Origin of the sequence: Chitinophaga polysaccharea, assembly GCF_902150045.1 — a bacterium.
Taxonomy (GTDB): domain Bacteria; phylum Bacteroidota; class Bacteroidia; order Chitinophagales; family Chitinophagaceae; genus Chitinophaga; species Chitinophaga polysaccharea_A.
In genome coordinates this window covers 2,005,775-2,030,211 of sequence record NZ_CABFVU010000001.1, presented here as the reverse complement: position 1 = coordinate 2,030,211, position 24,437 = coordinate 2,005,775, and the positions used below count along the sequence as shown (strand labels likewise).

Sequence of the window (24,437 nt, the reverse complement as noted above, 5' to 3'; positions counted from 1 at the left end):
AGTAAATGCTAAATATTTAGCTAAAATGGACAAAAAACAACGCTGAAATGATCTAGTGGGCAGCATTCACATACCCTTATAGCCGCTCGTAAAAAAAGGGGGGGGATTATAATGAAAAAGTATGAGGTTTAGTATGCCATTCTAACCACATAGTTCATGAAAAATAAGTACTTAAAGGGCGCTCATTTATCCGAGCGCAAGTTTAAGGAGATCCTGCGGCTGTTTGCCGATGATCTCACTGCGACCCAGATAGCGAATATCAGCGGTGTAAGCAGGGTAACTATTAACAGCTACCTGAAGAAGCTACGACACCAGATTGCGCGATACTGTGAAACGCAGCATCCTGTGCCGGTTCCCGTATTAACGTATGAACCCCGGCAGAGCGACCTTACCTCCGACCACGACAGCGACACGCTGGTGGCGGTAAAGCCGGAAGTAGACCGGATTGTAAAGCCGGTGATTTTCGGCATCTGCAGATCCTCAGACCGGTTACACACCGAAATTCTCCCAGATGTAAGCAGGTCCATGATCCACGCCGCTACCCGCGGGCGTTCCGTACTGGAAACGCAGTCTGCTACCGAGCGCCTGCGCCGGTTCAACGGGCTGGTTGATCTTGGTCAGTACCGTTTATACCGGTTGGGGCAAACATCAGACACCCATCAGATGGATGATGTAGATGCTTTCTGGGGCTTGACCAAGCACCGCCTAGCTAAGTTCAAAGGGCTTAACCGGAACACCGCGTATTTGCATCTGAAAGAGTGTGAGTACAGGTTTAACCATCGTAATGATGATCTTTTCACGGTATTGCTGGAGTTGTTGAAAACATATCCGCTTACCCTTTCCTGATAAACATATTAGCCCCGCATTTATGCGGGGCAACTTTAATCTCGATTTAGATTTTGGTTGATGAGCACAGGCGGTATTCTTGCCGCTTGTTTCATTTTTATGCCCATACATGTTATTTTATATAACAATATGTTAATGAGACGTTAAAAAGATGTTATCCAAACGTTATCAGCAACTTTCCAAGCTTAACTTTTTGTTAAGAATTATTACATTTGATCCCGGTTGAAAATTGCTTAAGGAAACTGCTTATGAGGAAGAAGTTGACTACTTCTATTTGTGATTTATTGAATAAATCGCAAAAGAAAGGGTTAATTATTTAATATAATATATGGTCAAATATCACTGTACCGTTTACCCGCTCCAGCTTTAAGTATCCAATTACAATTTCACCAACTGCTTATTTAACGGGAACCAATTGAATTAAGGCTTAGGGCCTTGATAATGATGTTTATTATTTTTTAAGGTTAGGAAACAAAATCATGCTTATGAGGAAAGTACTATTTCTCCTCTTGTCCGTGCTATTTCTGGGCGGACAGGTCTATGCGCAAAGTCGCACAGTAACAGGGAGAGTCACTGATGCCACAGATGGCTCAGCAATTCCCGGTGCCAACATCCAGATCAAAGGCACCACCAAAGGAACCGTAACAAATCCGGAAGGGGCTTACACTATCCAGGTAGATGCCAATGCTACACTGATCGTATCTTTTATTGGATTTGAAGCAAAAGAAGTACCTGTTGGTAATGCAGCCACTTTAAATGTAAAGCTGAAAACTGATTCCAAAAGCCTGGAAGAAGTAGTAGTAACAGGTTACACTGTAGAGAAGAAGATCAACTCCACCATTGCAGCCTCCAGCATCAGCGGCGCAAAGATCAACAATGTGGCATTGCCCGACGTAAACCAGATGCTGCAGGGTAACGCACCTGGCGTGGCGGTATCTACCAACTCCGGTCAGCCCGGCGCTAAAACGGAAGTACGCATCCGTGGTATCGGTTCCATTTCCGCCAGCAACAGCCCGTTATATGTAGTGGATGGTGTGATCATTTCTTCCGGTGATTTCACCCAGAACACACCTTCCCAGGATGTAATTGCCAACCTGAACCCTGCCGACATTGAAAACGTGACTATCCTGAAAGATGCGTCTGCAACAGCATTGTATGGCTCCCGTGGTTCCAATGGTGTGGTAGTTATAACTACTAAAACCGGTAAAAAGGGCCAGAGCAGAATTAATTTCAATGCCAAATATGGTTTTCAAAACCTTGCGCACGGTATTGATATGATGAATGCTACAGAGCTCCTTGCGTACCAGCGCGAAGCCATGAAGAATGCTACCAAAAAAGACGGTACGCCTCTTTTCACAGCAGAACAGATCCTTGCCAATCGCCCCAACAGCCTGGCAAATATTAACACCAACTGGATGGACGAAGCATTCCGCACCGGTAAAACCCAGTCCTATGGTATCAATGCCAGCGGCGGAAACGAAAAAACACAGTTCTATGCTTCCGGTGACTATTTCAAACAACAAGGTATCCTGATCGGTTCGGACTTCAGCCGTTATAGCGGACGCTTGAATGTGGATCATAAATTCAACGAGAAATTTGACCTGAGCGTAAAGGTGAATGGTAGTTACACAGACCAGAGAAGCGCCAGTGCAGGTAATAGCTACTCATCCCCATTGATGGGAGCTTTAGCCAATTCTCCGTTTATACCTTCCCGTGATGAGAATGGAAATCCTTATAACGGATATACTACCGGGCAGCCAGGTACTACTTCCTGGACTGGTTTTGCTGATATTCCTTCCTCCTACCGCCCGGTATTACGTGGTGGTAACTTCCTGAGTACTGTAAACAGTAACTATAACAGAAGTAATAACACCCAAACAGTTTTCAATGCTGCATTGGGCTACAACATTATCGACGGGTTACGTTTTGTAGTGAAGGGAAATGCCGAGCTGACCAACATCCGTGAGAAACAATGGACTTCGCCTAACTCCTACGACGGCCGTAACTACGGTGGGTACCTGTATAACGTAAATACCAACATGGCGCTGTACACTACCCAGCAGTTACTGACCTATAATTTTAACATAGGTAAAGATCACAGTATCCGCTTACTGGCAGGAAATGAATATTCTTTCCAGAACCGTGTATGGAATTATAGCGCAAAGAATGGCTTCCCGAATGGCCAGGCGCAGGTGCCGGATGCAGGTTCCCAGTACTTCGACATGGCAGGTGATGAAACTTCTTACGCCTTCCAGGGCTTATTGGCGAAAGCGGATTATGATTACAAATCAAAATATTTCCTGAGTGGTAGTTTCAGGAGAGATGGATCTTCCCGTTTCCCTAAAGACAACCGCTATGGAAACTTTTACTCTGTAGGTGCTGCATGGCGCATTACGGAAGAAGAATTTACAAAGAATATTTCCTGGCTCAGCGATCTGAAACTGCGCACCAGTTACGGTATCATGGGTAATGCGGAAGGTTTGGGAGATTATCCGTACCAGCCGTTGTACAGCCTTGTAGGTGCATATGACGGAGGTTCTGTTGCCTACCTGAAACAACCGGGTAACATGGCATTGAGCTGGGAAAAACAAAACCTGTATGATGTAGGTTTGGATATCAGCGTGCTGAAAAAACGTTTATACGGTAGCGTAGGGTACTACGACAAGCGCTCTTCCGCATTGTTAATGCAGCTGCCATTGTCTATGACCAGCGGCTTTGACGTAATGACGATGAACGTAGGTAAAATGCTGAACCAGGGATTTGAAGTAACACTGGGTGGTATACCGGTGGCTACTAAAAACTTCCAGTGGACTTCCGACCTGAACTTCGCAACACTGAAAAACAGGATCCTGTCGCTGGGTGGCCAGCAGTTTATCCCGGCTGGTTCCCGCCAGCGGATTGAAGTGGGCATGCCGTTCGGGTCCTGGTATATGCCGGTTTGGACAGGTGTGGATCCGGCAACTGGTGCAGCTACCTGGGAAGGTGCTGATGGAAAACCAACATCTGACTACAATTCAGCAGTTAGAAAATATGTTGGCCAGGCACTGCCTAAGATCACCGGCGGTTTCACCAACAAATTCTCCTATAAAGATTTCGACTTGTCTGTATTCATCACTTTCAGTGCTGGCAACAAAGCATATAACTATAACCGTTCCTTCCTGGAAAGCGATGGTAACAACACAACCGGAAACCAGGCAAAAGATGCCGGCAGCCACTGGGAAAAACCAGGCGATATTGCCGACAGGCCTAAAGTTATCTGGGGTAACGGTACCAATTCCAATGCCTCCTCTACCCGCTACCTGGAGGATATTTCTTACGTAAGACTAAGAAACCTGTCGTTAGGTTACAATCTTCCGAAAAGCACTTTGAGCAGACTGAAAATGCAGGGATTAAGAGTGTATGCGCAGGCCGAAAACTTATTTACGCTGACAGGGTATAAAGGATGGGATCCGGATATGAGTACCAACCCGATTTCTCCGACCAGTACTGCGTCTCCGGCTACTACTAATGCAGGAACTGATTTTTACCGTTATCCTACTTCAAGGGTGATCACATTTGGTATTAGTGTGGGACTGTAATGAAGTAACATCAAAAATTTAAGTTAATTATGAAATATACAAAACTCTCCATATTGGCATTGGCTGCAGCTGGTTTGTTTTCAGCTTGTTCCAAGCTGGATCAGAATCCACAGTCCTCACTAAATGAAGGCGATGCGGTAACTGAAGGGAACGCCCGTATCCTGGCAAACGGGATGTACGAGCGTATGCAGGCGCTGGAATATTATGGCCGCGACTTCATGATAGTAACAGACCTGGGTGGTAATGATATGAAGATCACTTCCCAGAACTCCAACAGGTTTATAACAGAATTCCAGCTGAACTATACACCGTTAGTAGCGCCGCAAACCAATACTTTTCTCAATGCCTACCGGGTGGTAAACCAGGCGAATGTGTTGATTGATAAACTGCCGGAAACAGAAAAAACCAGTACTATCCGCGGGGAGGCTTATTTCCTGCGTGCGTTGGCAGACTTTGATCTGGCCAGAAGATACACGAGGCCCTATACCAACGTTGGGGCAAAGGTAAATGAGGCCAATACAGGGATTACATTGGTGACGAAAGCAGTGGATGCACCTGGTACATTTAAACCAGGCCGCAGCACACTGGCAGAAACATATGCATCAATCATCAGTGATCTGAAGGTTGCCCAACAAACTGCTCCTGCCGGCAAATCTGAAAATAAATCAGCCAATATTTTTAACGCTACAAAAGATGCGGCTACCGCGTTGCTTACCAGGGCTTACCTGTACAAAGGCGATTGGCAGCTGGTAATTGATGAAGCGGATAAACTGGTTGGTAAGTATCCTTTGTACGAAGCATCTGAGGTGGCAAAAGCCTTTAACCTGGATGCGGCCGGTGCCGAGGAAATATTTTCACTGCGTTTCCTGACTCCCGATGGTAATGGTGCCAATAACTTTGGTTATATGTATGTGCCGGCTAAATTAGGCGGATATGGTGATATAAGATTGACTGATGGGTTTATGGATTTACTGGATCCGAAGGATGTGCGTAATGAGCTGGTGCAAAACCTCGATGGCAGCAACTACCTGATGAAGTTCTCAGGTAATGAGGCTACCGGTCAGGTAGGCCTTGTGAATGTGAAGATCCTGAGGATCAGTGAAGTGTTGCTGAATCGTGCAGAAGCATATGCTGAGCTGGGCAACCTGCAGAAAGCAACAGATGATGTGAATATGCTAAGGGCGAAACGTGGCCTGGATCCGTTTACTGATGTAGCTAATATCAAGGCCGAAATCGCTAAACAGCGGAGATTGGAGCTGGTGGGTGAAGGTTTTGGTATGACCGATCTGTTCCGTAAGAACGGACAGCGTAATATTAAGGATGCCAACGCACTGAGTACGAGGGTTACAGAAGCAAATGATTTCCGTGTGGCTTTCCCGATTCCACAGGCTGAAATGGATGCAAATCCTAACATGGTACAAAACCAGGGGTATTCTAATTAATGCACAGTATAGTTAATAAAAAAGGTGTCTTTTTCAGAAGACACCTTTTTTATTAACTATACTGGATAAGAAGAATAGCCGAAGAAGGTTATCGAGTGATTTATTTCGGAAATATAAATGCAAGGGTGCATGAACAGGGGCTGGCAGTGAACGTTACTACAATAAATATACTATCAGCTTCATCATTTGAATATTAAATATATAATACTGTTAGCTTTGCTGAAAGATTTAATTTTTAATATAAAATATTAAAAATTAACTGTTTATGAATATTATTTCAAATAAATATCTCAAAATGACGTTATTTGGAGTATACATAGGAGTACGGATTTAAAAAAATGTGTGTTTTGCACTAGTATTTTTTAAATTTCCTATATTGCAGAAGAATTTAAACAATATTTAACAAATACGTACCACAGTAAAAAACAAAATCTAAGAACAAAATCTGAATTAGTTGGTGCTTGTGTGGATTTAACCGCCATTTCAAATCTATACCGGAAACAGTTTCTGATATAGTTTCGGAACGAACAGAGGGGAGAAACTGGAATTTGCTTTTGAGAAATAACAATACAAAACGATGGGCTATGAGGAAGACGGATTTACGGAATTAACCTTGGGATAAATAACTACAGCACTCCCTTTTTTATTAGTTAACTGACAATATCTTTCAAATCTAAATTGCTTATGAAAAGAGGACTACTCTTATGGTTGCTAATGGCCATCAGTGTTGTGCAAGCCTATGCACAAACAAAATTAATCAGCGGCAAGGTTACGGATGCCAAAGACGGTTCCGGACTCCCTGGTGTATCAGTTGGAATTAAAGGTACAGGTAAAGGCGCTTTAACCACCAATGACGGATCTTTTAAACTTGAAGTTCCCGCAGGATCTGTGCTTGTTTTTTCATTTATCGGATATGCGAGCAAGGAAGTGTCAGTAGGTTCCGAGAACACAATCAATGTAACACTTGGTGCAGACAATAAAGACCTCAGCGAGGTAGTAGTTACAGCGCTGGGTATCAAACGTGAAAAGCGTACCCTGGGATATGCAAACCAGGAAGTAAAAGGTGATGATATCGTGCAGACCAAGGAAGTAAACTTCCTCAATGGTTTACAGGGTAAAGTAGCCGGCGTACAGATCAATAACACTTCTGGTATGCCAGGCGGTGGTACCCGTATTATAATACGTGGTAATTCATCTTTAACAGGTAATAACCAACCATTATTCGTTGTGGACGGTAACCCTATCAGTAACGACCAGATCGGTGCAGGTGATGACGATCCGGTACGTGCAGGTGGTACAACTGCTAACAGGGGCATTGATATTGATCCAAATATCATTGAATCAGTAAATATTCTCCGCGGAGCTTCTGCTACTGCTTTATATGGTTCAAGAGCTTCCGGCGGGGCAGTGATCATCACTACCAAAAAAGGTACTAAAGGAAGAAGCTTTAACCTGAGCGTAAATTCCAGTACTACCTTTGACAAGGCAATTCTGCCTGAGTTCCAGAATCAATGGTCACAGGGAAATAATGGTTTGTTTACAGGATCAACTACTTCTTCCTGGGGAGCAAAAATGGATACACTTAAAATTGATGGTAAACCAGCTACGAAATATGATCCGCGTGATATGTTCTTCAAAACCGGAACAACCCTCGATAATAGTTTAAGCCTAAACGGAACCACAGATAAATCCAGCTATCTGTTTTCTTATTCTTCATTAAGACAGGAGGGGGTGGCCCCTAATGCAGATTATTACAGGAATTCCTTTTATGCCAATTTCTCCACCAATCTGACAGATAAGTTAAAAGTAACTGCGGGCCTGAATTACATTGATTCCCGTAACCACAGGTTAACAGAAGGTAACTCCTTCTCCGGTTATTTGTCCAGTCTCTATTTTGAACCTATCAGCTTTAATCCGCTGCCTTATAAAGATCCTTTATCCCAGAAACAGAATCTGTATGCTCCTGCGAGCACCAACAATCCCTTCTGGGCTGCTGATAACATAGGTTTGGAACTGGATGTACGCCGCTTTATTCCTAACGTAAGCGTGGAATATTCTCCGTTAAATTGGTTAACACTGACAGAAAGATTGGGTGCGGACGTTTATACAGAAAAACGTTTGTACCAGGAAGCTATCGGATCAATAGGTAACTTCCCTAATGGACGTATGTATAACGAAACCATTAACAGTCAGCAAATAAACCACGACTTTTATGCTACAGCGCGCAAAAGTTTTGATAAGTTTGATTTAACCTTTATGTTAGGTAATAATATCATTTCTGAATATTATACTGATGAATTTACGAAAGGTATCGGCTTGTCTGTTGACAACTTCTACGATATTTCCAATGCGGAATCAGTTTCATCCAAAATGACCTATTATAACAGGAGAAGGGTTAGTGCATATGCGCAGGCCATTTTAGAGTATAACAGAATGTTGTCTCTAACATTAACCGGAAGAAATGACTGGTCTTCTTCCCTGCCATCCGGAAATAACTCCTACTTCTACCCATCTGCAACTGCAGCATTCATCTTCTCTGAGCTGCAAGGACTGAAAGACAGTAAGGTATTATCCTTTGGTAAGTTAAGAGTGGGTTATACCGGTATTGGTAATGATGCTCCTCCCTACAGGGTAAAAACACCATTCCTGAAAACATCTATCACAGATGCTTTGGATGGTACCATTATTATACCATTTAATGGAGTAAACGCCTTTTCCCAAAACAATGTACTGGGTAATCCGGGTTTGAAGCCTGAAAGTATCAGAGAGCTTGAAGTTGGTTTGGAATCTAAGTGGTTTGGTAACCGTATAGGCTTGGAAGTAAGCTATTATAATAAAATCAGCCGTGATCTGATCTATACTTCTGAAGTGTCTGCTGCTTCCGGATTTAATTCAGCGATTATCAATGCAGGTAAAATCACCAATAAAGGGGTAGAAGTTACCTTAACCGGCAGCCCGGTACAAACGCGGAATTTCAACTGGAATATTGCGGTGAACTACTCTAAGAATAAAAGTATGATCAACGAACTGTCTGAAGGCGTTGATCGTATCCAGATTGGAGGCTTTACTTCTCCTGGTATCTTCCTCATCGCGGGTCAGCCATATGGTTCCATTGTTGGTTCCCGTCAGGCAAGATACACTACAGGAGAAAAACTGATAAATGCCAATGGATATCCGGTTCAGGATCAGACAGGAGATGCTATCATCGGAAATATTCAGCCAAGATGGATTGGTGGTGTTACCAATACATTATCTTATAAAGGCATCGATCTGTCATTCACATTTGATGGCCGTTTTGGCGGAGACATCCTCAACTTTGATGAATACTATTTAACCGGTTCAGGACAAAGTGTGAGAACAAATAACAGGGAAGGAACTACTATCCTTGATGGAGTAACTGCTGATGGTAAACGCAATACCGTAGCAATTAAAACAGATCAGATTTACTACAGAAACTATTGGAGAACGATGTTTGAAAACGTAGTGCAGGATGGAACGTTTGTAAAACTGAGAAACGTAACAGTAGCTTATTCCTTACCTTCAAAATTGTTAGGAAAAACCTTTATTAAAGGAGCAACTATTTCTGTTGCAGGTAGAAATCTCTGGTTATATGCACCAAACTTTACCGGATCTGATCCTGAGTTGAGTTTATATGGTTCCGGCAGTAACTCTGCAGGCGGTATGGTGAACTTTGTATCACCTTCTACCAGATCTTATAATGCAACTGTGAAATTAACTTTCTAAACTGAGTAATGATGAACAAGAAGATAATTATATCCATATTAGCAGGGGGCATTTTATTATCCGGTGCAGGATGCAAAAAGTTCCTCGATGTAAATGACGATCCGGCCAGTGCTACAAAAGTAAGTGATGCACTTCTGTTATCCGGAGTTGAACTTACTACGGCTTTTTCCATTACAGGTGGTTACCCAGCCAGAACCAGTGCCTTCTGGACACAACAGCTGGCGTATAATCAGGCTGGCCCTGATTGGGATTCTTATGAAGTAACTTCATCAGACGTAAATAATACCTGGGCATTTGACATGTATCCTGCAGTGTTACAGAATCTGAAAACGCTGGAAAGCCAGGCCAATGCTGCCGGGCACAAACATTATGAGGCGGTTGCCAAAATATTGATTGCCTATAATATGGCTGTGACCACCGATTTGTGGAATGATGTGCCTTATTCCAAAGCCTTTGGTGGATTTGGTAACCTGAAACCTTCATATGATTCGCAGAAAGACATCTATACAGCTATTGGTGGTTTGCTTGATGCTGCGATCACTTTGTTGGGCCAGGAAGATAAAACTGTTGTTCCTGATGCCAAAGATTTGATCTTTAGTGGTGATGTTGACAAATGGACTTCATTTGCTTATTTCCTGAAAGCCCGCTATGCGCTTCGTTTAAGTTACGCGCCAGGTAATACACCAGTACAGCAGGCTCAAGCTGCTTTGACTGCTATTGCTAAAGCCTTCCCGGATGAAACAGGAAATGCTGCTTTTCAGTTTACTACTGGAGCAGGTGCTGAATCACCATGGTATCAGTTCGTCCAAAACTGGGGCAGTGTTGTTTCCTCAAATACCTTTATTAATTTCTTGAAGGCAAAGAATGACCCACGTTTAGCTGTTGTTGCAAAACCTGCTGAGAATAGTGGAGAATATGTGGGAAGAGTAATCGGAGCCTCACTTACAAGCCCTGCAGGAAGTGTTTCTGATGTTGGAGACGCATTCAATGCAGCTGATCAGAAAATTAATCTGGGAACTTACGATGAACAATTGTTTATCAAAGCTGAAGCTACATTCCTCGCTACCAACGATATTGCAGCCACCCAACCAATTTTGAAAGAAGCGGTGGAAGCGACTATGCAAAGATTCGGTTTAGACCCGTCAAGTGCTGCTGTACAAACTTATATTACAGCTAACTGTACACTTACTCCTGCTAATGCCTACGAGGTGATTATGTATGAAAAATACATCTCCAACTTCGAAACACTGGAAGCGTATAACGACTGGCGCAGAACCAATTTACCCAAACTGACAGTGGTACAAAACGCTTATTTGGGAATGACTACCATTCCGCGCAGATGGTTGTACCCGGCTTCTGAAAATAACACTAATAAACAGCCACAGCAACCCGGTGTAATGACCGATCGCGTTTGGTGGGATACCAAACAATAATCAGTATTTCATTTAACCAATAATACGAAGCGGCTGTCTCTATAGAAAGACAGCCGCTTTTCTTTATGGTGATCGGAAACAACCAACATTATTTATCAGGAATACAACAATTATTGCAGAAGTATTGAGGGAAATGTGTTCAGAAAGTTGCTATTATAATATCAGCTTCAATAAAGCAGGCTTCATGCCCGCTATAGGACTTCCGGCGGGTAAAACAAGTTATTAATCTTTATAAAAAAAACCTCACAGGGATCTTTCCTGTGAGGTTTTTTTTATAAAGATTAATAACTTACTTCAGCACTTCCTGCAACTTGGCTTCCAGTGCGGGGCCTCTCAGGTTGGCCGCAATCACTTTCCCCTGTGGATCAAGCAGGAAGTTGGTAGGAATGGCATTGAGACCATATAAAGGCACCACTGCTGAATCCCAGAATTTAAGATCACTTACATGATTCCAGGCCAGCCCGTCTGCTTTAATAGCTTCCTGCCATTTATCTTTTGTTTTATCCAGCGATACGCCAAGGATAGTGAAGTTCTTTCCTTTGTATTGCTGGTAGGCTTTTACTACATTGGGATTTTCCTGGCGACAGGGACCGCACCAGCTGGCCCAGAAATCCACCAGTACATACTTACCACGGAACGAGCTTAAGCTGATCATTTTGCCGGATGGATCCGGAAGTGTAAAGTCGGGAGCTACCTGCCCTACTTTTACGGCAGACGGCTCTTCTCCACCTGCAGCATCACCGCCGGCCTGGTTTTTCTCCAGTTCCAGGATCTTATCGGTCATGCTTTTTACCAGGGTGTTTTTAGGAAAACGGGTAGCAAGATTAGTGATCACCTGCTTGTGCGCCACAATTTCTTCCCCGCTTCTTACCTGGCTGATAGCAAATACTGCTGTAGCAGGATTTTTTGTTTTATCTGCCATCAGGAAAAAGCCGTTTTCAAACTCTTTTTCTTTTTTCTGAAAAGCAGCCACCTTAGGTTGGAATGCGCTATCAGGCAGTATAGCGTGAAGACTATCCAGGCTACGCATTTCTTCTGTAAGGGCAATAGATTGTTTGCTGATGTCGCTCATAAACTGCTGCAGTTCGGCAGTTGGTTCAGAACCACTGATCTTCACATCTTCCAGTTTATCGGCATCTCCATCTATTTTCATATTACCGGCATCAAGTGCGAGCAATATAAATTTGCCATTTTCAAAGCGTATGCGGTACAGGCCCTGTTCGGGTACCATTCCTTTCAGTGTGAATTTTCCACTGGCGTCTTTTACATTGGTAGAATCAACTACTTTCACATTGTCCAGTGTCAGTTCTTCCAGTAATACAGCACCCAGTGGTAAATTATTCAGGTGCCCCTCTATTTTAAATTCACCTTTTTCCGTTTGTCCAGCACATCCTGCAAGGAGAGCAGCGGCGGAAACCCATAATAAGTATTTTTTCATGCTACTATTTTTTGAACATTCATCTGACGGATGCCACTCAAGATAGGCTAAATATTTTCAATGCAGATTTAGCCCTTCAGTTTTTCAGCCAGCAATTCGTTGGTAAGTCGCGGATCTGCCTTGCCTTTAGACAGTTTCATTACCTCTCCCACAAACAGTGACATAAGCCCTTTCTTGCCACCTTTAAAAGCAGCCACTTTATCGGGATACTTAGCCAGCACTTCGTCAATGATAGGAGAAATATTATCGGCATTGTTATCCTGTAATAAGTTCAGGCGGGTGGCAATATCCATCGGGTGATCCGCAGGCGCCTGGATCATTTCCGGCAAAATACGGGACGAGGCGATGGAGAAGCTCACCTTCCCGGCGTCTGTAAGCGTAATCAATGCAGCGAGTGCCTGTGGCGTTACCGGGAAATGGCTGATTTCCGCAGAATGCTCGTTCAGCCATGATTTAACAGGGCCTAACATCCAGTTGGCGGCCGCTTTATATTGCGAGGTAACAGCAATAAGACTTTCGTAATAATCTGCGGTAGATTTATCATCGCAAATTACACGGGCATCGTATTCCGGCAACCCGAAATCGGTCGTATACTTACGGATAAGCTCTTCCGGCAATGCAGGCAATGTGGCCCGTATACTATCGATAAATTCATCAGTTAGTTTGAATGGCGCCAGGTCCGGTTCCGGGAAATAGCGGTAATCGTTGGCTTCTTCTTTGGAACGAAGCGAAAAAGAGCTGCCATTGGAGGCGTCAAAGCTGCGCGTTTCCTGTACCAGCGTACCACCGGCTTCTATCAGATCAATCTGTCTTTTTACCTCGTTATCAATAGCCCGCTTTACGTTGCGGATGGAGTTCATATTTTTTACTTCCACCTTTGTACCCAGGGTGGTGCTGCCTTTCAGGCGAACTGAAATGTTGGCATCGCAGCGCATGCTGCCTTCTTCCATATTACCATCACATACGCCAAGATAACGCACCAGTCGGCGCATTTCGGTGAGATAGGCGTATGCTTCCTCACTGCTGTGAATATCCGGTTCAGTTACAATTTCCACGAGAGGCACGCCGGCACGGTTCAGATCTACATAGCTGTCGTGAGTATCCTGGTCGTGCAGTAATTTGCCGGCATCCTCTTCAAGATGAATACGGTTCAGCTGTACATTGCGGGAGCCGGCGTCTGTAATAATGCTGATATAGCCTCCTTTACAGATAGGCGCTGTATGTTGTGATACCTGGTATCCTTTGGGAAGATCCGGGTAAAAGTAATTTTTACGGGCAAAATAGTTGTCCTTTTCAATCTCACAATGACAGGCAAGCCCCAGTTTAATGGCATATTCAGCCGCTTTGCGGTTCATACGGGGCAGTGTACCCGGATGTCCCATTGTAATCGGGCTGATATGTGTATTGGGAGCGCCGCCAAAAGCTGCGCTGTCGCTGCAGAATAATTTACTTTCGGTAAGCAGCTGGGCATGTACTTCCAGCCCGATCACTGTTTCATATTTGCTGTATATATCGCTCATTTTCCGTACTGATTCCCACAAATATATTCAAATAATACCGTGATTTCAGGCTATTTGGTGCCAATAAATCCCTAAATTGAGATAACACATCAAAATTTCTTCTCTATGATCAGCAAGGCCCAGGCAAGTCAGCTTTACCAGGCGCAACAGGTTTATTTCGACTCAGGCGCTACTCTTTCGTATTCCTTCCGGAAAACGCAGTTAAAGCGCCTGAAAAACGGGATCAAAAAGTATGAAGATAAAATTACTGCTGCCCTGCATGCTGATCTGCATAAGCACCCGCTGGAAGCTTATGGTAGCGAGATAGGATTTTTGTATGAAGAAATCAGCTATATCCTGGAAGGTCTGAAACATTGGATGGAGCCGGAGCTGGTGACCTCCCCCTTTGTGACCTATCCCAGCAGCAGCCGGGTGTATAAGCAGCCGCTGGGACTTACACTTATCATTGGCCCCTGGAACTACCCGTTTATGTTGCTGCTCAGCCCTTTACTGGGAGCTATTGCCGGCGGCAACTGTGCCATTATCAAACCCTCCGAACTGGCGCCGCACACCGCAGCAGTAACTGCTGAGCTGATAAAAGATACTTTTGATCCTGCCTATATTACAGTAGTGGAGGGCGATGGCTCGGAGGTGATCCCTGCCCTGATGAGCTTTCGTTTCGACCACATATTTTTTACCGGTAGTATCCCGGTAGGAAAAAAGATCCTTGAAATGGCCGCACCTCATCTAACTCCGGTTACATTGGAACTGGGTGGTAAATCGCCCTGTGTGGTAGATGAAAAGGTGAATGTAACGGTAGCGGCTAAACGAATAGTATGGGGTAAATTCTGGAATGCGGGACAAACCTGCGTAGCGCCCGATTATTTGCTGGTGCACCAGAAAGTGAAAGCAGAACTGGTTACTGCGCTGAAAGCAGCCATCACGGAGTTTTTCGGAGAAGATCCTTCCCGCAGTGACGATTATGCCCGTATTATTAATGCCAGGCGTTTTGATACGGTGGCAGGCTACCTGGGGGAAGGGCATATATTACATGGAGGACAAACCGACCGGGAACAACTGTATATAGCTCCTACCCTGCTGGAGGATGTGGAATGGACGGACCCCATAATGCAGGAAGAAATATTTGGCCCCGTATTGCCCATCCTTACCTATACGGGCCTGCCCCAGGCTATACAGGCTATTAAGCAACTTCCCTATCCGCTGGCGTTGTATGTATTTACAAAGAATAAGAAAACGGAAAAAGCCCTGATAGAACAGGTGCGTTTTGGCGGGGGGTGCGTAAACAATGCGCTGGTGCATCTTACCAATCCTGAACTGCCTTTTGGCGGCGCAGGCTACAGCGGGATGGGAAAATATCACGGCAAATACAGCTTTGATACTTTTACACATCAGAAAGGAATGCTGAAAACTGCCACCTGGCTGGATGTTCCAATGAAATACCCGCCGTTTAAGAATAAGCTGAAGATGATGAAAATGGTGATGAAATAGAAGATTGCAGATGTTGGTATTTTATAGGAGATGGATACCAACACCTGCATTGAAGCTATATATCTGCTTTATTTAATTTTACAGGTAGCTTTATGGTCAGCGTTTTATCCGATCCGTTCCGGCGGATTTTTGCAGATGCATCGCCTTTAACTTTGGCTTGTGTTTCACGATAGGCGTTAGACAATTCTACTGCATTTTTAACCGGTATTCCGGCAAGCTCCGTCACGATATCATCTTTCTGGAAGCCGGCAGCAGCAGCCGGGGAGGAAGGAGTTACGTCAATAACCTGTGCGCCTTCGTTGTTTTCTGTATCCTGTACCCGGAGGCCCAGTTTTTCTTTGTTATCAAAGTTGTGGCCAAACCCCTGGAACCCGCGCGGCATCGGGAAAGAAAAGGACCTGGGCCCATTCTTTGGAAATGTAGATAAAGGCGGATGCGTGCTCCAGCTGTTATCCATTTCTTTTCTTTCATCGAGGGTAACGGATACCTTGTTTGTTTTGGTATTGCGTATATATGTTACCGTTATCTTATCTGCCGGTTTATGTTTGCCGATCTCTTCAAATAATTCTGCCGGCTCATTGATCTTTTTATCATCTACGGAAGTAATGATATCGCCGGTTTTTATTCCTGCTTTATCGGCGGGAGTGCCTTTGGCTACTGATTTTACGGTTACGCCGGTGGCAGCCGCTTTTTCTGTGATCACACCAAGGATGGCTTTGTTCATTACCGGCATTTCTATATCGTCTCCTTCGTCGTCGCCATTGTCGTTGAAAAGATCAAAGCTACCGCCCTGTAAAGGATTACTTTCGAAGCTAAAGGCATTGCCATCGCGGGGCGTAATTTTCCGGCGGAAAACAGAGAGGTCGGAGTCTTTATACTGGTCCAGTTTTTGGCCATTGATGAGTACGTCGCCGTTTTTGATCTCCACGGTCACCTTACCGTCCTTATTGCTTTTGTGCTTGATCACAATTTCATCGAACTCTCCCATCTGGTTTTTGGAGCTGTCTTTTGTTTGCGCAGATACCGCGCTCATGGTGAAGCAGGAGAAACCCGCTATAGTGAGAATTTGCAGTAACCTGGTCATGGTGCTAAGGTATTTTGTTGATTAAATTTAACTAATGCGACAAAATTAAAGGGTGGGTCAGGAAAGAAAAAGTTAAAATGTACGGGAAATAGGCAAAAAAGAAGAGGAATCAAAATAAATGAAGGTGCTGAGCATCGCTTAAACTGCTGCCCAGCCCCCAATTCAGATTCCCGAATAGAAGGAGGGTGTATCGAATGTTGAATTGATCCCCGGGAGTTAAATACTTTTTTGGCGGCACTTCAACATTCGATACACCCTCTTTTTTTCTTCCGGCAGAGACCAACCTAAAAGTAATCCCTTCGCAGTAAGGGGGAAACAGGCTGCAAAACACGTTTTAGCATCGTCAACACCTGTTTACCTTTTAGTCAGACCCTGTTTATGCGTTGAGTAATTTTTTTACTGCAGCTATTACCTGATCAAGTTTATCTGTTTCCTGTCCGCCTGCTGTGGCAAAGGTTTTCTGGCCACCGCCGCCACCTTTGATCAATGGGGCAATATGCTCTTTAATAATCTTTGGGGCTTCCCATCCTTTGGCGGCCACCAGTTTTTCATCTATGCTGAGCGCCACACTGGCTTTCCCGCCGATATTGGCCACAAACAGCAACACATGATCCGGGATCTCGTTTTTAAGCTGGAAAGAAAGTTGTTTCAAACCTTCAGCATTGCTCACATTTACTACCTGTCCAAGGAAGTTAACGCCATTAATACCTTCTGCCTGTTGGCGTATGGTAGCTGCCAGGGCCCGCACTTTTTCCTGTTCCAATGCTTCCAGTTGTTTTTCCAGGGAAGCCTTATCCAGGAGTAGTGTTTCTATGGTTTTCACCGGTTCTTTCGGATTTTTCAGGGCCGCTTTAATTTCTTTCAGTTGCTGCAGCTGTTCGTTCACAAATGCTTCCGCTTTGGCGCCTGTTACGGCTTCCACGCGGCGTACGCCTGCGGCAACTGCCCCTTCGGAAACAAATTTGAACTGGCCTAATTCCCCGGTAGAACTGATATGTGTGCCACCACAAAGCTCCACGCTGTAGGCCGGATCTATGATCACCACCCTTACCGTATCGCCGTATTTTTCACCAAATAGTGCCATGGCGCCGAGCTTCAGGGCTTCTTCCTTTGGCAGCTCGCGGATTACCACGGGAATATTTTCACGTATTTTTTCGTTTACAATAGCCTCTATCTGCGCCAGTTCCTCATCAGTTACTTTAGCAAAATGGGAAAAGTCGAAACGCAGGGCATCTGCATTTACCAGCGAGCCTTTTTGTGCTACGTGCGTACCCAATACCTGCCGGAGTGCGGCATGCAATAAGTGGGTAGCGGAGTGATGGCGCTCGGTATTATGGCGTTTTTCTTTAGCTACAGCAGCTTTTACAGGTGCGCCCGGTTGTGCAGGCAGTTTATCGGCAAAATGTATGGTGAGATTGTTTTCTTTTTTGGTATCGGTAACATGAATTACTTCATCGCCAAAGTGCAGGGTGCCGGTATCGCCTACCTGTCCGCCGCTTTCAGCATAGAAGGGTGTTTGCCCCAGCACCAGCTGGAACTGTTCTTTGCCTTTTGCTTTCACAGTGCGGTACTTCAGCAGTTTGGTGGTGCTTTCCAGTTGCTCGTAACCAACAAAAACAGAATTGGGCGTTTCATCCAGAATTACCCAATCGCCCATATCCAGCTCAGTAGCAGCGCGTGAGCGGTCTTTCTGTTGTTTCATAGCGGCTTCAAAGCCTTTTTCATCTACAGAAAAGCCATTTTCAGAGGCTATCAGGCTGGTGAGGTCGTAGGGAAAACCGTAGGTATCATATAACTCGAAGGCGGTTTTACCATCTACGGCTTTAGCAGTGCTGTGCTGGATAAAATCCTCTATCCGGCGGATGCCGCTTTCAAGAGTCCGCAGGAAGTTATTTTCTTCTTCAAATACTACTTTCTTCACAAAATCCATCTGCTGCTGCAGTTCAGGGAATACGTGTGAAAACTGGGCGGCCAGTACAGGTACCAGGTCGTGCAGCAGGGGTTTTTTCACTTCCAGGAAGGAGAAATAATAGCGTACAGCCCTGCGGAGGATACGACGGATCACATAACCGGCGCCGGTGTTGGATGGCAACTGCCCATCGGCGATGGTAAAGGATATAGCCCTGATGTGATCGGCAATAACACGGAAGGCAACATCTTTTTTATCATCGGTGCCGGTGTATTTTTTGCCGGTAAGCCCTTCCGTGGTGTGGATAGTGCCCATGAACAGATCCGTGTCGTAATTGGAGGTTTTATCCTGCAATACCCTTACAAGACGTTCCAGTCCCATACCTGTGTCAACGTGCTGGGCCGGTAATGGCTCGAGTGACTTATCTTTCAGGCGGTTGAACTGCATGAATACATTGTTCCATATTTCAATCACCTGGGGATGATCGGCATTTACCAGGGTTTTACCGTCAACCTGGCTTCTTTCAGCCGCCGGCCTGCAATCCACATGAATTTCGGAGCAGGGCCCGCAGGGACCCGTATCCCCCATCTCCCAGAAATTATCTTTTTTATTACCCAACAGGATACGGTCTTCCGCAATATGTTCTTTCCAGAAGTCATATGCCTCCTGGTCTTTAGGTAAATTTTCATTTTCATCTCCCTGGAAAACAGTAACATACAGTTTGTCTTTAGGGATCTTATATACTTCGGTGAGCAGTTCCCAGCTCCAGGCAATGGCTTCTTTTTTAAAATAGTCGCCAAAGCTCCAGTTACCGAGCATTTCAAACATGGTATGGTGGTAAGTATCAATACCTACTTCTTCCAGGTCGTTGTGCTTGCCGCTTACCCGCAGGCACTTTTGCGTATCAACCACCCTTTTATTCGGGGGAACCCTGTTGCCGAGGAAGTAATCCTTGAACTGGTTCATACCCGCGTTAGTGAACATCAGGGTAGGATCGTTTTTAATAACGATAGGGGCAGATGGAACGATCTGGTGCCCTTTTGACGCAAAAAAGTCCAGGAATTGCTGTCTTATTTCAGATGCTGTCATAAATATTGATACGAATTAATATGTATTTTATATCTTATAAGCCGTAACCGGGTAGGGGCTTGTAGTTGTATTTCAAGCCCTTATGAAGTAGTTAGAAAATTGACAATCAAAAGGTTGATGTTTTAATCTAATTACAGTAGGTTTGTGCGCCTTATTTTCCCGCCGTGTTAAAGGGAGTGCAAAAATATTGAAACCTGTATGATTATGCAAAACAGGTTGTGTTACCCGGCAAAAATAGTTCAGTGGGAGAAGAAACGCCAACAATACCCATCCATAAGTTTGTACCTCGTGAAATAAATCTGCTGTCATAGCGTTCACTGCACTATGGCGCATAAAGTACACCCTGGTGCATGAAGAAGGTTAAATATTTTTATAATACCCAAACATTAAAATACGAGAAGCTCGTTGTTTCTCTGCGGGTAAAAATCCTGAGAATACTGGGATTTGTATCTGCGGCTATTGTGACCGGGGCTATTTTTCTTTCCGTAGCCTATCGGCTGGTAGACTCCCCAAAGGAGAAATCCCTTCGCCGGGACCTTGAAGGTATGAAGGAAAAATATGATGCGTTGCAGGGGCGGATGCGGGAAGTAAAGGGAAAACTGGCGGAACTGGAAGAACGTGACAATGAAATTTACCGTGTCATATTTGAGGCCTCCCCCATTCCCGACAGTACCCGCATGGGTAAAGTAAAGCGGGATGAAGAAGCGGCGCAGCTACAATCCTTTGCCAGCAGCGAAATCATCGCCTCCACCTCGGTATTGCTGAAAGAACTTGATAACCGCGTAAAAGCACAGGAAGCATCTTACAATGAAATTGATAAGATGGTGAAGAACAAGCAGCAGATGCTGGCCTCTATTCCTGCCATACAGCCGGTATCCAATAAAGATCTTAAACATATTGCCTCCGGTTTCGGGTACCGGATCGATCCTATTTATAAAACCATGAAGTATCACGCCGGGCTCGATTTTGCGGCGCCCAGCGGTACTCCTATCTATGCTACCGGCGACGGCACGGTGGAAGAAGCCAGCCTGAGCGATGTGGGTTACGGCAACCACGTGATTATACGGCATGGATATGGCTATAAAACCCTTTACGGGCATATGCTCCGTATGAAGGTCAAAGCCGGGCAGGCTGTTAAGCGCGGCGATGTACTGGGTTGGGTAGGAAGTACCGGTAAATCGACCGGGCCTCATTGCCATTACGAGGTGATTAAAAACGGAGATAAGGTAGACCCGGTATACTTCTTCTTTAATGATCTCACCCCGGAACAATTTGACAGGATGCTCAAAATGGCAAGGTCAGGAAACCAGTCGTTTGACTAAATCTGTTAGCTTTTAGCTGGTTATAAAGTTTCAGGATGTTATCTTAACCCAAAAAATGAGGGGGGAATGTTACAAGCTACAAGCTAAAAGCTTAACTTCATCTTTGTAAAAGATATTTGTCACCTCGTTTTTTACTACGATGCACCAGCTAGACCTTTTTTCGACATCTGGAGTACCGCATCCTGCCGAAGCTGCGGTAACAAGACCAGTTAAAGTAAAAGCAAAGGCCAGCAGCAAGAAGGCTGCCGTAGCAACCACCATACCTGGGAAAAAACGAGGGCGTAAATCATTGAAAGAGTTATCGGAGGACCCGGATCTGATTATGGAATTGGACAAATTGGTATTGGATAAACAGTATTATTCTATCAGTGAGGTAGCAGCCATGTTTAAGGTGAATACTTCGCTGATACGCTATTGGGAGAATGAGTTTGATATACTGCAACCCAAAAAGAACCGGAAGGGCGACCGCCTTTTCCGGCAGGAAGATATTCACCACCTTAAATTAATCTACCACTTACTGCGCGAAAGGAAGTATACGATAGAAGGAGCGAAGCAGAAACTAAAGGAAGATCATAAGCTGGCCGCCCGTAATTTTGAAATGGTACAGGCTTTGCTAAAGGTACGGGGTTTCTTAACGGAACTGAAAGATCAATTATAAAAACAACATTATGAGATTGAAAACATTACTATTGGGTGGTGGCTTGTTATTCTCGACCCTGGCCTGGGCTCAGAATGAAACAGTACTGAAGGGTAAGATAGATATGAAAACACTGATGAACGATACCTCCACAACGTGGTTCTACAAAGGTGTAAACAGCTACCAGCCTAACGACAATATGCTGAACTATATCAAAACCAACCGCGCCAATTTCAATATGGTAGTGGTAATGGGAACCTGGGACAATACCAGCCGCGAGGTGGTGCCAGCCTTATATAAAGTAATGATCACCGGCGGCAGCCCTGATGAGCAGATCACGATGTTTGCGGCAGATAAGAAACTGCAAACAGATGCACCGGTAGATTATAAAATAAAGAAGTTACCTACCATCATCGTATTCAAGGATGGTAAAGAAGAAGGCCGCATTGTAGGCGCTCCAAAAGAATCAATTGAAGCCGACATTTCCCGCATCCTGCTGAGCAGCACGAAGAAGGAGAAAGAGTAGTGTAGCGGATCGCCTTCGGCGATCCCCTCCGCTCACCGCATGTTGGTGAGCGTCACACTGGTAGAAGTACTCGGCAGTTTGAGCCCGCGAGCTTCCAGCAGCTTTATTACATTCAGGTTAACTGTTTCCCTTAAGGAGTTATACTGAGTGCCATCAATAATATAGGTGTTGAAAATGATCTGGATCACATAGGTATCTTTGGTAAAGTCGTTAAGATTCACCGTAAAATTTTCCAGGATGTTAGGATTGCTGCCCAGCATATGCCGCACATCCTGGAGGAACAGCAACAGGGTTTCCGCGGGAGTTTCCGTTCCCAGCTCCAGTTTCAGGGCCACCCGCTGCTGTGTGCGCAGCGAAAGGTTATCCAGGATACTATCCACCATTTTTTTATTGGGAACTGTTACAAATGTTTTTTCCAGTGTTCGGATGCGTGTACTGCGTAACCCGATTTTTTCCACGGTGCCCTGCCATGAATCCACCTTAACGTTATCGCCTACACGGAATGGTTTGTCAAAGAAGATGATAAAGGAGCCGATCAGGTTTTCTATACTTTCTTTTGCAGCCAGTGCCAGGGCGGCAGCGCCTATTCCCAAACCTGCAACGATCTTTTCTACCAGCCCCGGTCCGAACAGGATACGGATAAAGGCAATGGCGCCCATAATGAATATAATGGCCTTGAAAAAATCGCGAAAGAAAATAATGAACTGGTTATCCGTTTTATCTTCCGTAAGATCCGCTTTCTTTTCCAGTACAAGGGCAACGAAATCGATCAGCCGCAGCATGATCCAGATAATGCTCATGCTCAGCGCCAGGTTCAGTATAGTATTGGTTACATCGTGCAGGGTGGCCTTATTGTAAATATGGACATTAAGGATCTGCGGGAATGTAAAGCGGTCGATGGTAAGCATAAAAGTAACCAGCAGGAAAAAATATTCCAGTGGGCGCAGCAGCAGGCTGATAAAGTCTTTTTCCTCGATTTGCGGCGACCAGTGCCGCACCAGCCGGAACAGGATGGTGGCCAGTCCTTTTGAAATATATCGTTTGATAATAAATACAAACAATAAAACACCGATCAATATCAGGTAGTCCTGTACAGGGTTCTCTAAAATTACTTTGTTTAAAAAATCGTTCATAAGTTACAGCTAAATAATTCTACTGCTTTCCTGGTTAATCAATATTACGCCTGGCTTGCTGCCGGGATTAAAAGTACCATAGGTATCCTGTATGCCCAGGGCCTTTGCGCCATTAAATGTAGCCCATTGCAGTATTTCTTCCAACGGAATTTCCGGAAAATGCCGGCGGATGGTTTTTATTTCTTCCCAGATGGATAAACAGTGATTGGAAGCCAGGCTATCGGTGCCCAGGGTGATATTGCATTGCAGTTGCCTGAACTGTTGAATATCCGGTAAACGGTTCTCGATGTACAGGTTGGCCTGGGGACAAAGGCACCACCAGGTTTCTACAGGTTGCTGCTGCGCAAAGCGGATATCGGCTGAAGCGGTAAAGGTATTGTGTACCAGCAGGATCTTATTCCGGGAAAAGTAAGGGAGATAGGCTTGCAGGCTGTTGGTACCGGTAGGCTGAAAGCTGCTGATATCCATCCCGAAATGCTGGTAGAAAGACAGGAATTCTCCTGTTTTCTGCTGGTACAATTCGTTCTCCGACGGTGTTTCCTGGTTATGAATGCATACCGGCGCATTATCCGGGGTACCAGCCAGTAACCCGAATAAAGTATTGCTGACGGAATAAGGTGCGTGCGGCACAATAGAACAGTGGTGATGGGATCCGTTAATTTCCCGGAACGATGCCAGTACATCCATGCTGTATTGATAGCGGCTGTCGGCGCCGGCAGGAGCTACACCCATACATTCCACAAAAGTGTGGTAGTACATCCTGTTCTGCTGTTTCTTTACCAGGGTGGCCGTACCGTTGCTGATATCGCCCACCGCGGAAATACCGCTTTCCCACATCTCCTGCTCGGCCTTGTCGATAATAGCGTTATAGTCGCCGCCAGCAAGGTGCCTCGATTGCATTACCTGTGTGAGGAAGGCAGGCAGGCCGGTTTTTTCGGGAATCACACCTTTCATATGGGATAATTCCAGGTGACAATGGGTGTTTACAAATCCCGGGCACAGTATTCCATCCAGCTCCCCGACATTTTCACCAGCGTCGGATTCGGCCACAATGCCCGCTACTACGTCATCTTCATTAAGTATTAATACTTTCCCGGGACCCAGCAGATGCGTACCGTTAAATATATCTTTTCCCTTTAATTTGATCTGTTTCAATTACCTGCTGTTTAATTAAGTTAATGGTGTTAATTTTGCAACCCGATTGGCAGTATCATTTCCGGTTGGAAAGGGTACTCAAAAGTCAAATAT

At 44.9% G+C, this 24,437-nt stretch carries 15 protein-coding genes; 9 read left to right on the top strand and 6 right to left on the bottom strand.

Annotated features, from left to right (window positions below):
* Positions 1 to 156 precede the first annotated feature (156 nt).
* The 5 genes from FN124_RS08190 (at position 157) to FN124_RS08170 (ending at position 11,043) form a co-directional block, all read left to right on the top strand.
* Positions 157 to 846 carry a hypothetical protein gene (locus FN124_RS08190; RefSeq protein WP_142684240.1) on the top strand — a complete coding sequence of 230 codons (690 nt, stop codon included), beginning with the start codon at positions 157 to 159 and terminating at the stop codon, positions 844 to 846.
* A 485-nt stretch (positions 847 to 1,331) separates the two neighbouring features.
* Positions 1,332 to 4,424, top strand: coding sequence for a SusC/RagA family TonB-linked outer membrane protein (locus tag FN124_RS08185; RefSeq protein ID WP_185937131.1), 3,093 nt, complete (start codon positions 1,332 to 1,334; stop codon positions 4,422 to 4,424).
* 29 nt (positions 4,425 to 4,453) lie between these two features.
* Positions 4,454 to 5,866, top strand: coding sequence for a RagB/SusD family nutrient uptake outer membrane protein (locus tag FN124_RS08180; RefSeq protein ID WP_142684238.1), 1,413 nt, complete (start codon positions 4,454 to 4,456; stop codon positions 5,864 to 5,866).
* A 684-nt stretch (positions 5,867 to 6,550) separates the two neighbouring features.
* Positions 6,551 to 9,610 carry a SusC/RagA family TonB-linked outer membrane protein gene (locus FN124_RS08175; protein ID WP_142684237.1) on the top strand — a complete coding sequence of 1,020 codons (3,060 nt, stop codon included), beginning with the start codon at positions 6,551 to 6,553 and terminating at the stop codon, positions 9,608 to 9,610.
* Between the two features lie 11 nt (positions 9,611 to 9,621).
* The gene (locus tag FN124_RS08170; protein WP_185937130.1) at positions 9,622 to 11,043 is read left to right on the top strand and encodes a SusD/RagB family nutrient-binding outer membrane lipoprotein; all 1,422 of its coding nucleotides are present in this window, start codon (positions 9,622 to 9,624) and stop codon (positions 11,041 to 11,043) included.
* A 289-nt stretch (positions 11,044 to 11,332) separates the two neighbouring features.
* Here FN124_RS08170 and FN124_RS08165 read toward each other — a convergent pair whose 3' ends face one another.
* Both FN124_RS08165 and gatB read right to left on the bottom strand, forming a co-directional pair.
* Positions 11,333 to 12,481, bottom strand: a complete 1,149-nt coding sequence (locus FN124_RS08165; protein ID WP_142684235.1) for a TlpA disulfide reductase family protein — start codon at positions 12,479 to 12,481, stop codon at positions 11,333 to 11,335.
* Between the two features lie 68 nt (positions 12,482 to 12,549).
* Positions 12,550 to 14,001, bottom strand: a complete 1,452-nt coding sequence (gene gatB / locus FN124_RS08160; RefSeq protein ID WP_142684234.1) for an Asp-tRNA(Asn)/Glu-tRNA(Gln) amidotransferase subunit GatB — start codon at positions 13,999 to 14,001, stop codon at positions 12,550 to 12,552.
* Between the two features lie 105 nt (positions 14,002 to 14,106).
* Between gatB and FN124_RS08155 the strand changes: the two genes are divergently transcribed.
* On the top strand, positions 14,107 to 15,489 hold the full coding sequence (locus FN124_RS08155) for an aldehyde dehydrogenase (RefSeq protein WP_142684233.1): 1,383 nt from the start codon (positions 14,107 to 14,109) through the stop codon (positions 15,487 to 15,489).
* Positions 15,490 to 15,544: 55 nt separating this feature from the next.
* Here FN124_RS08155 and FN124_RS08150 read toward each other — a convergent pair whose 3' ends face one another.
* Together FN124_RS08150 and alaS are read right to left on the bottom strand one after the other, a co-directional pair.
* On the bottom strand, positions 15,545 to 16,573 hold the full coding sequence (locus FN124_RS08150) for a PDZ domain-containing protein (protein WP_142684232.1): 1,029 nt from the start codon (positions 16,571 to 16,573) through the stop codon (positions 15,545 to 15,547).
* Positions 16,574 to 16,949: 376 nt separating this feature from the next.
* Complete coding sequence (gene alaS / locus FN124_RS08145) at positions 16,950 to 19,571, bottom strand: alanine--tRNA ligase (protein ID WP_142684231.1); 2,622 nt, start codon at positions 19,569 to 19,571, stop codon at positions 16,950 to 16,952.
* Positions 19,572 to 19,921: 350 nt separating this feature from the next.
* Between alaS and FN124_RS08140 the strand changes: the two genes are divergently transcribed.
* The 3 genes from FN124_RS08140 (at position 19,922) to FN124_RS08125 (ending at position 22,056) form a co-directional block, all read left to right on the top strand.
* Complete coding sequence (locus FN124_RS08140; RefSeq protein WP_142684230.1) at positions 19,922 to 20,893, top strand: M23 family metallopeptidase; 972 nt, start codon at positions 19,922 to 19,924, stop codon at positions 20,891 to 20,893.
* Positions 20,894 to 21,182: 289 nt separating this feature from the next.
* The gene (locus FN124_RS08130; protein WP_227024430.1) at positions 21,183 to 21,551 is read left to right on the top strand and encodes a MerR family transcriptional regulator; all 369 of its coding nucleotides are present in this window, start codon (positions 21,183 to 21,185) and stop codon (positions 21,549 to 21,551) included.
* Positions 21,552 to 21,561: 10 nt separating this feature from the next.
* Positions 21,562 to 22,056: a thioredoxin domain-containing protein gene (locus FN124_RS08125; protein ID WP_142684228.1), complete on the top strand. Its 495-nt coding sequence runs from the start codon at positions 21,562 to 21,564 to the stop codon at positions 22,054 to 22,056.
* 32 nt (positions 22,057 to 22,088) lie between these two features.
* On the opposite strand, the gene FN124_RS08120 is transcribed toward FN124_RS08125, so the two are convergent.
* The gene (locus FN124_RS08120; RefSeq protein WP_142684227.1) at positions 22,089 to 23,189 is read right to left on the bottom strand and encodes a mechanosensitive ion channel family protein; all 1,101 of its coding nucleotides are present in this window, start codon (positions 23,187 to 23,189) and stop codon (positions 22,089 to 22,091) included.
* 9 nt (positions 23,190 to 23,198) lie between these two features.
* Positions 23,199 to 24,344 (bottom strand): amidohydrolase family protein, encoded by a 1,146-nt coding sequence (locus FN124_RS08115; protein WP_142684226.1) that lies wholly within the window; start codon positions 24,342 to 24,344, stop codon positions 23,199 to 23,201.
* Positions 24,345 to 24,437 lie beyond the last annotated feature (93 nt).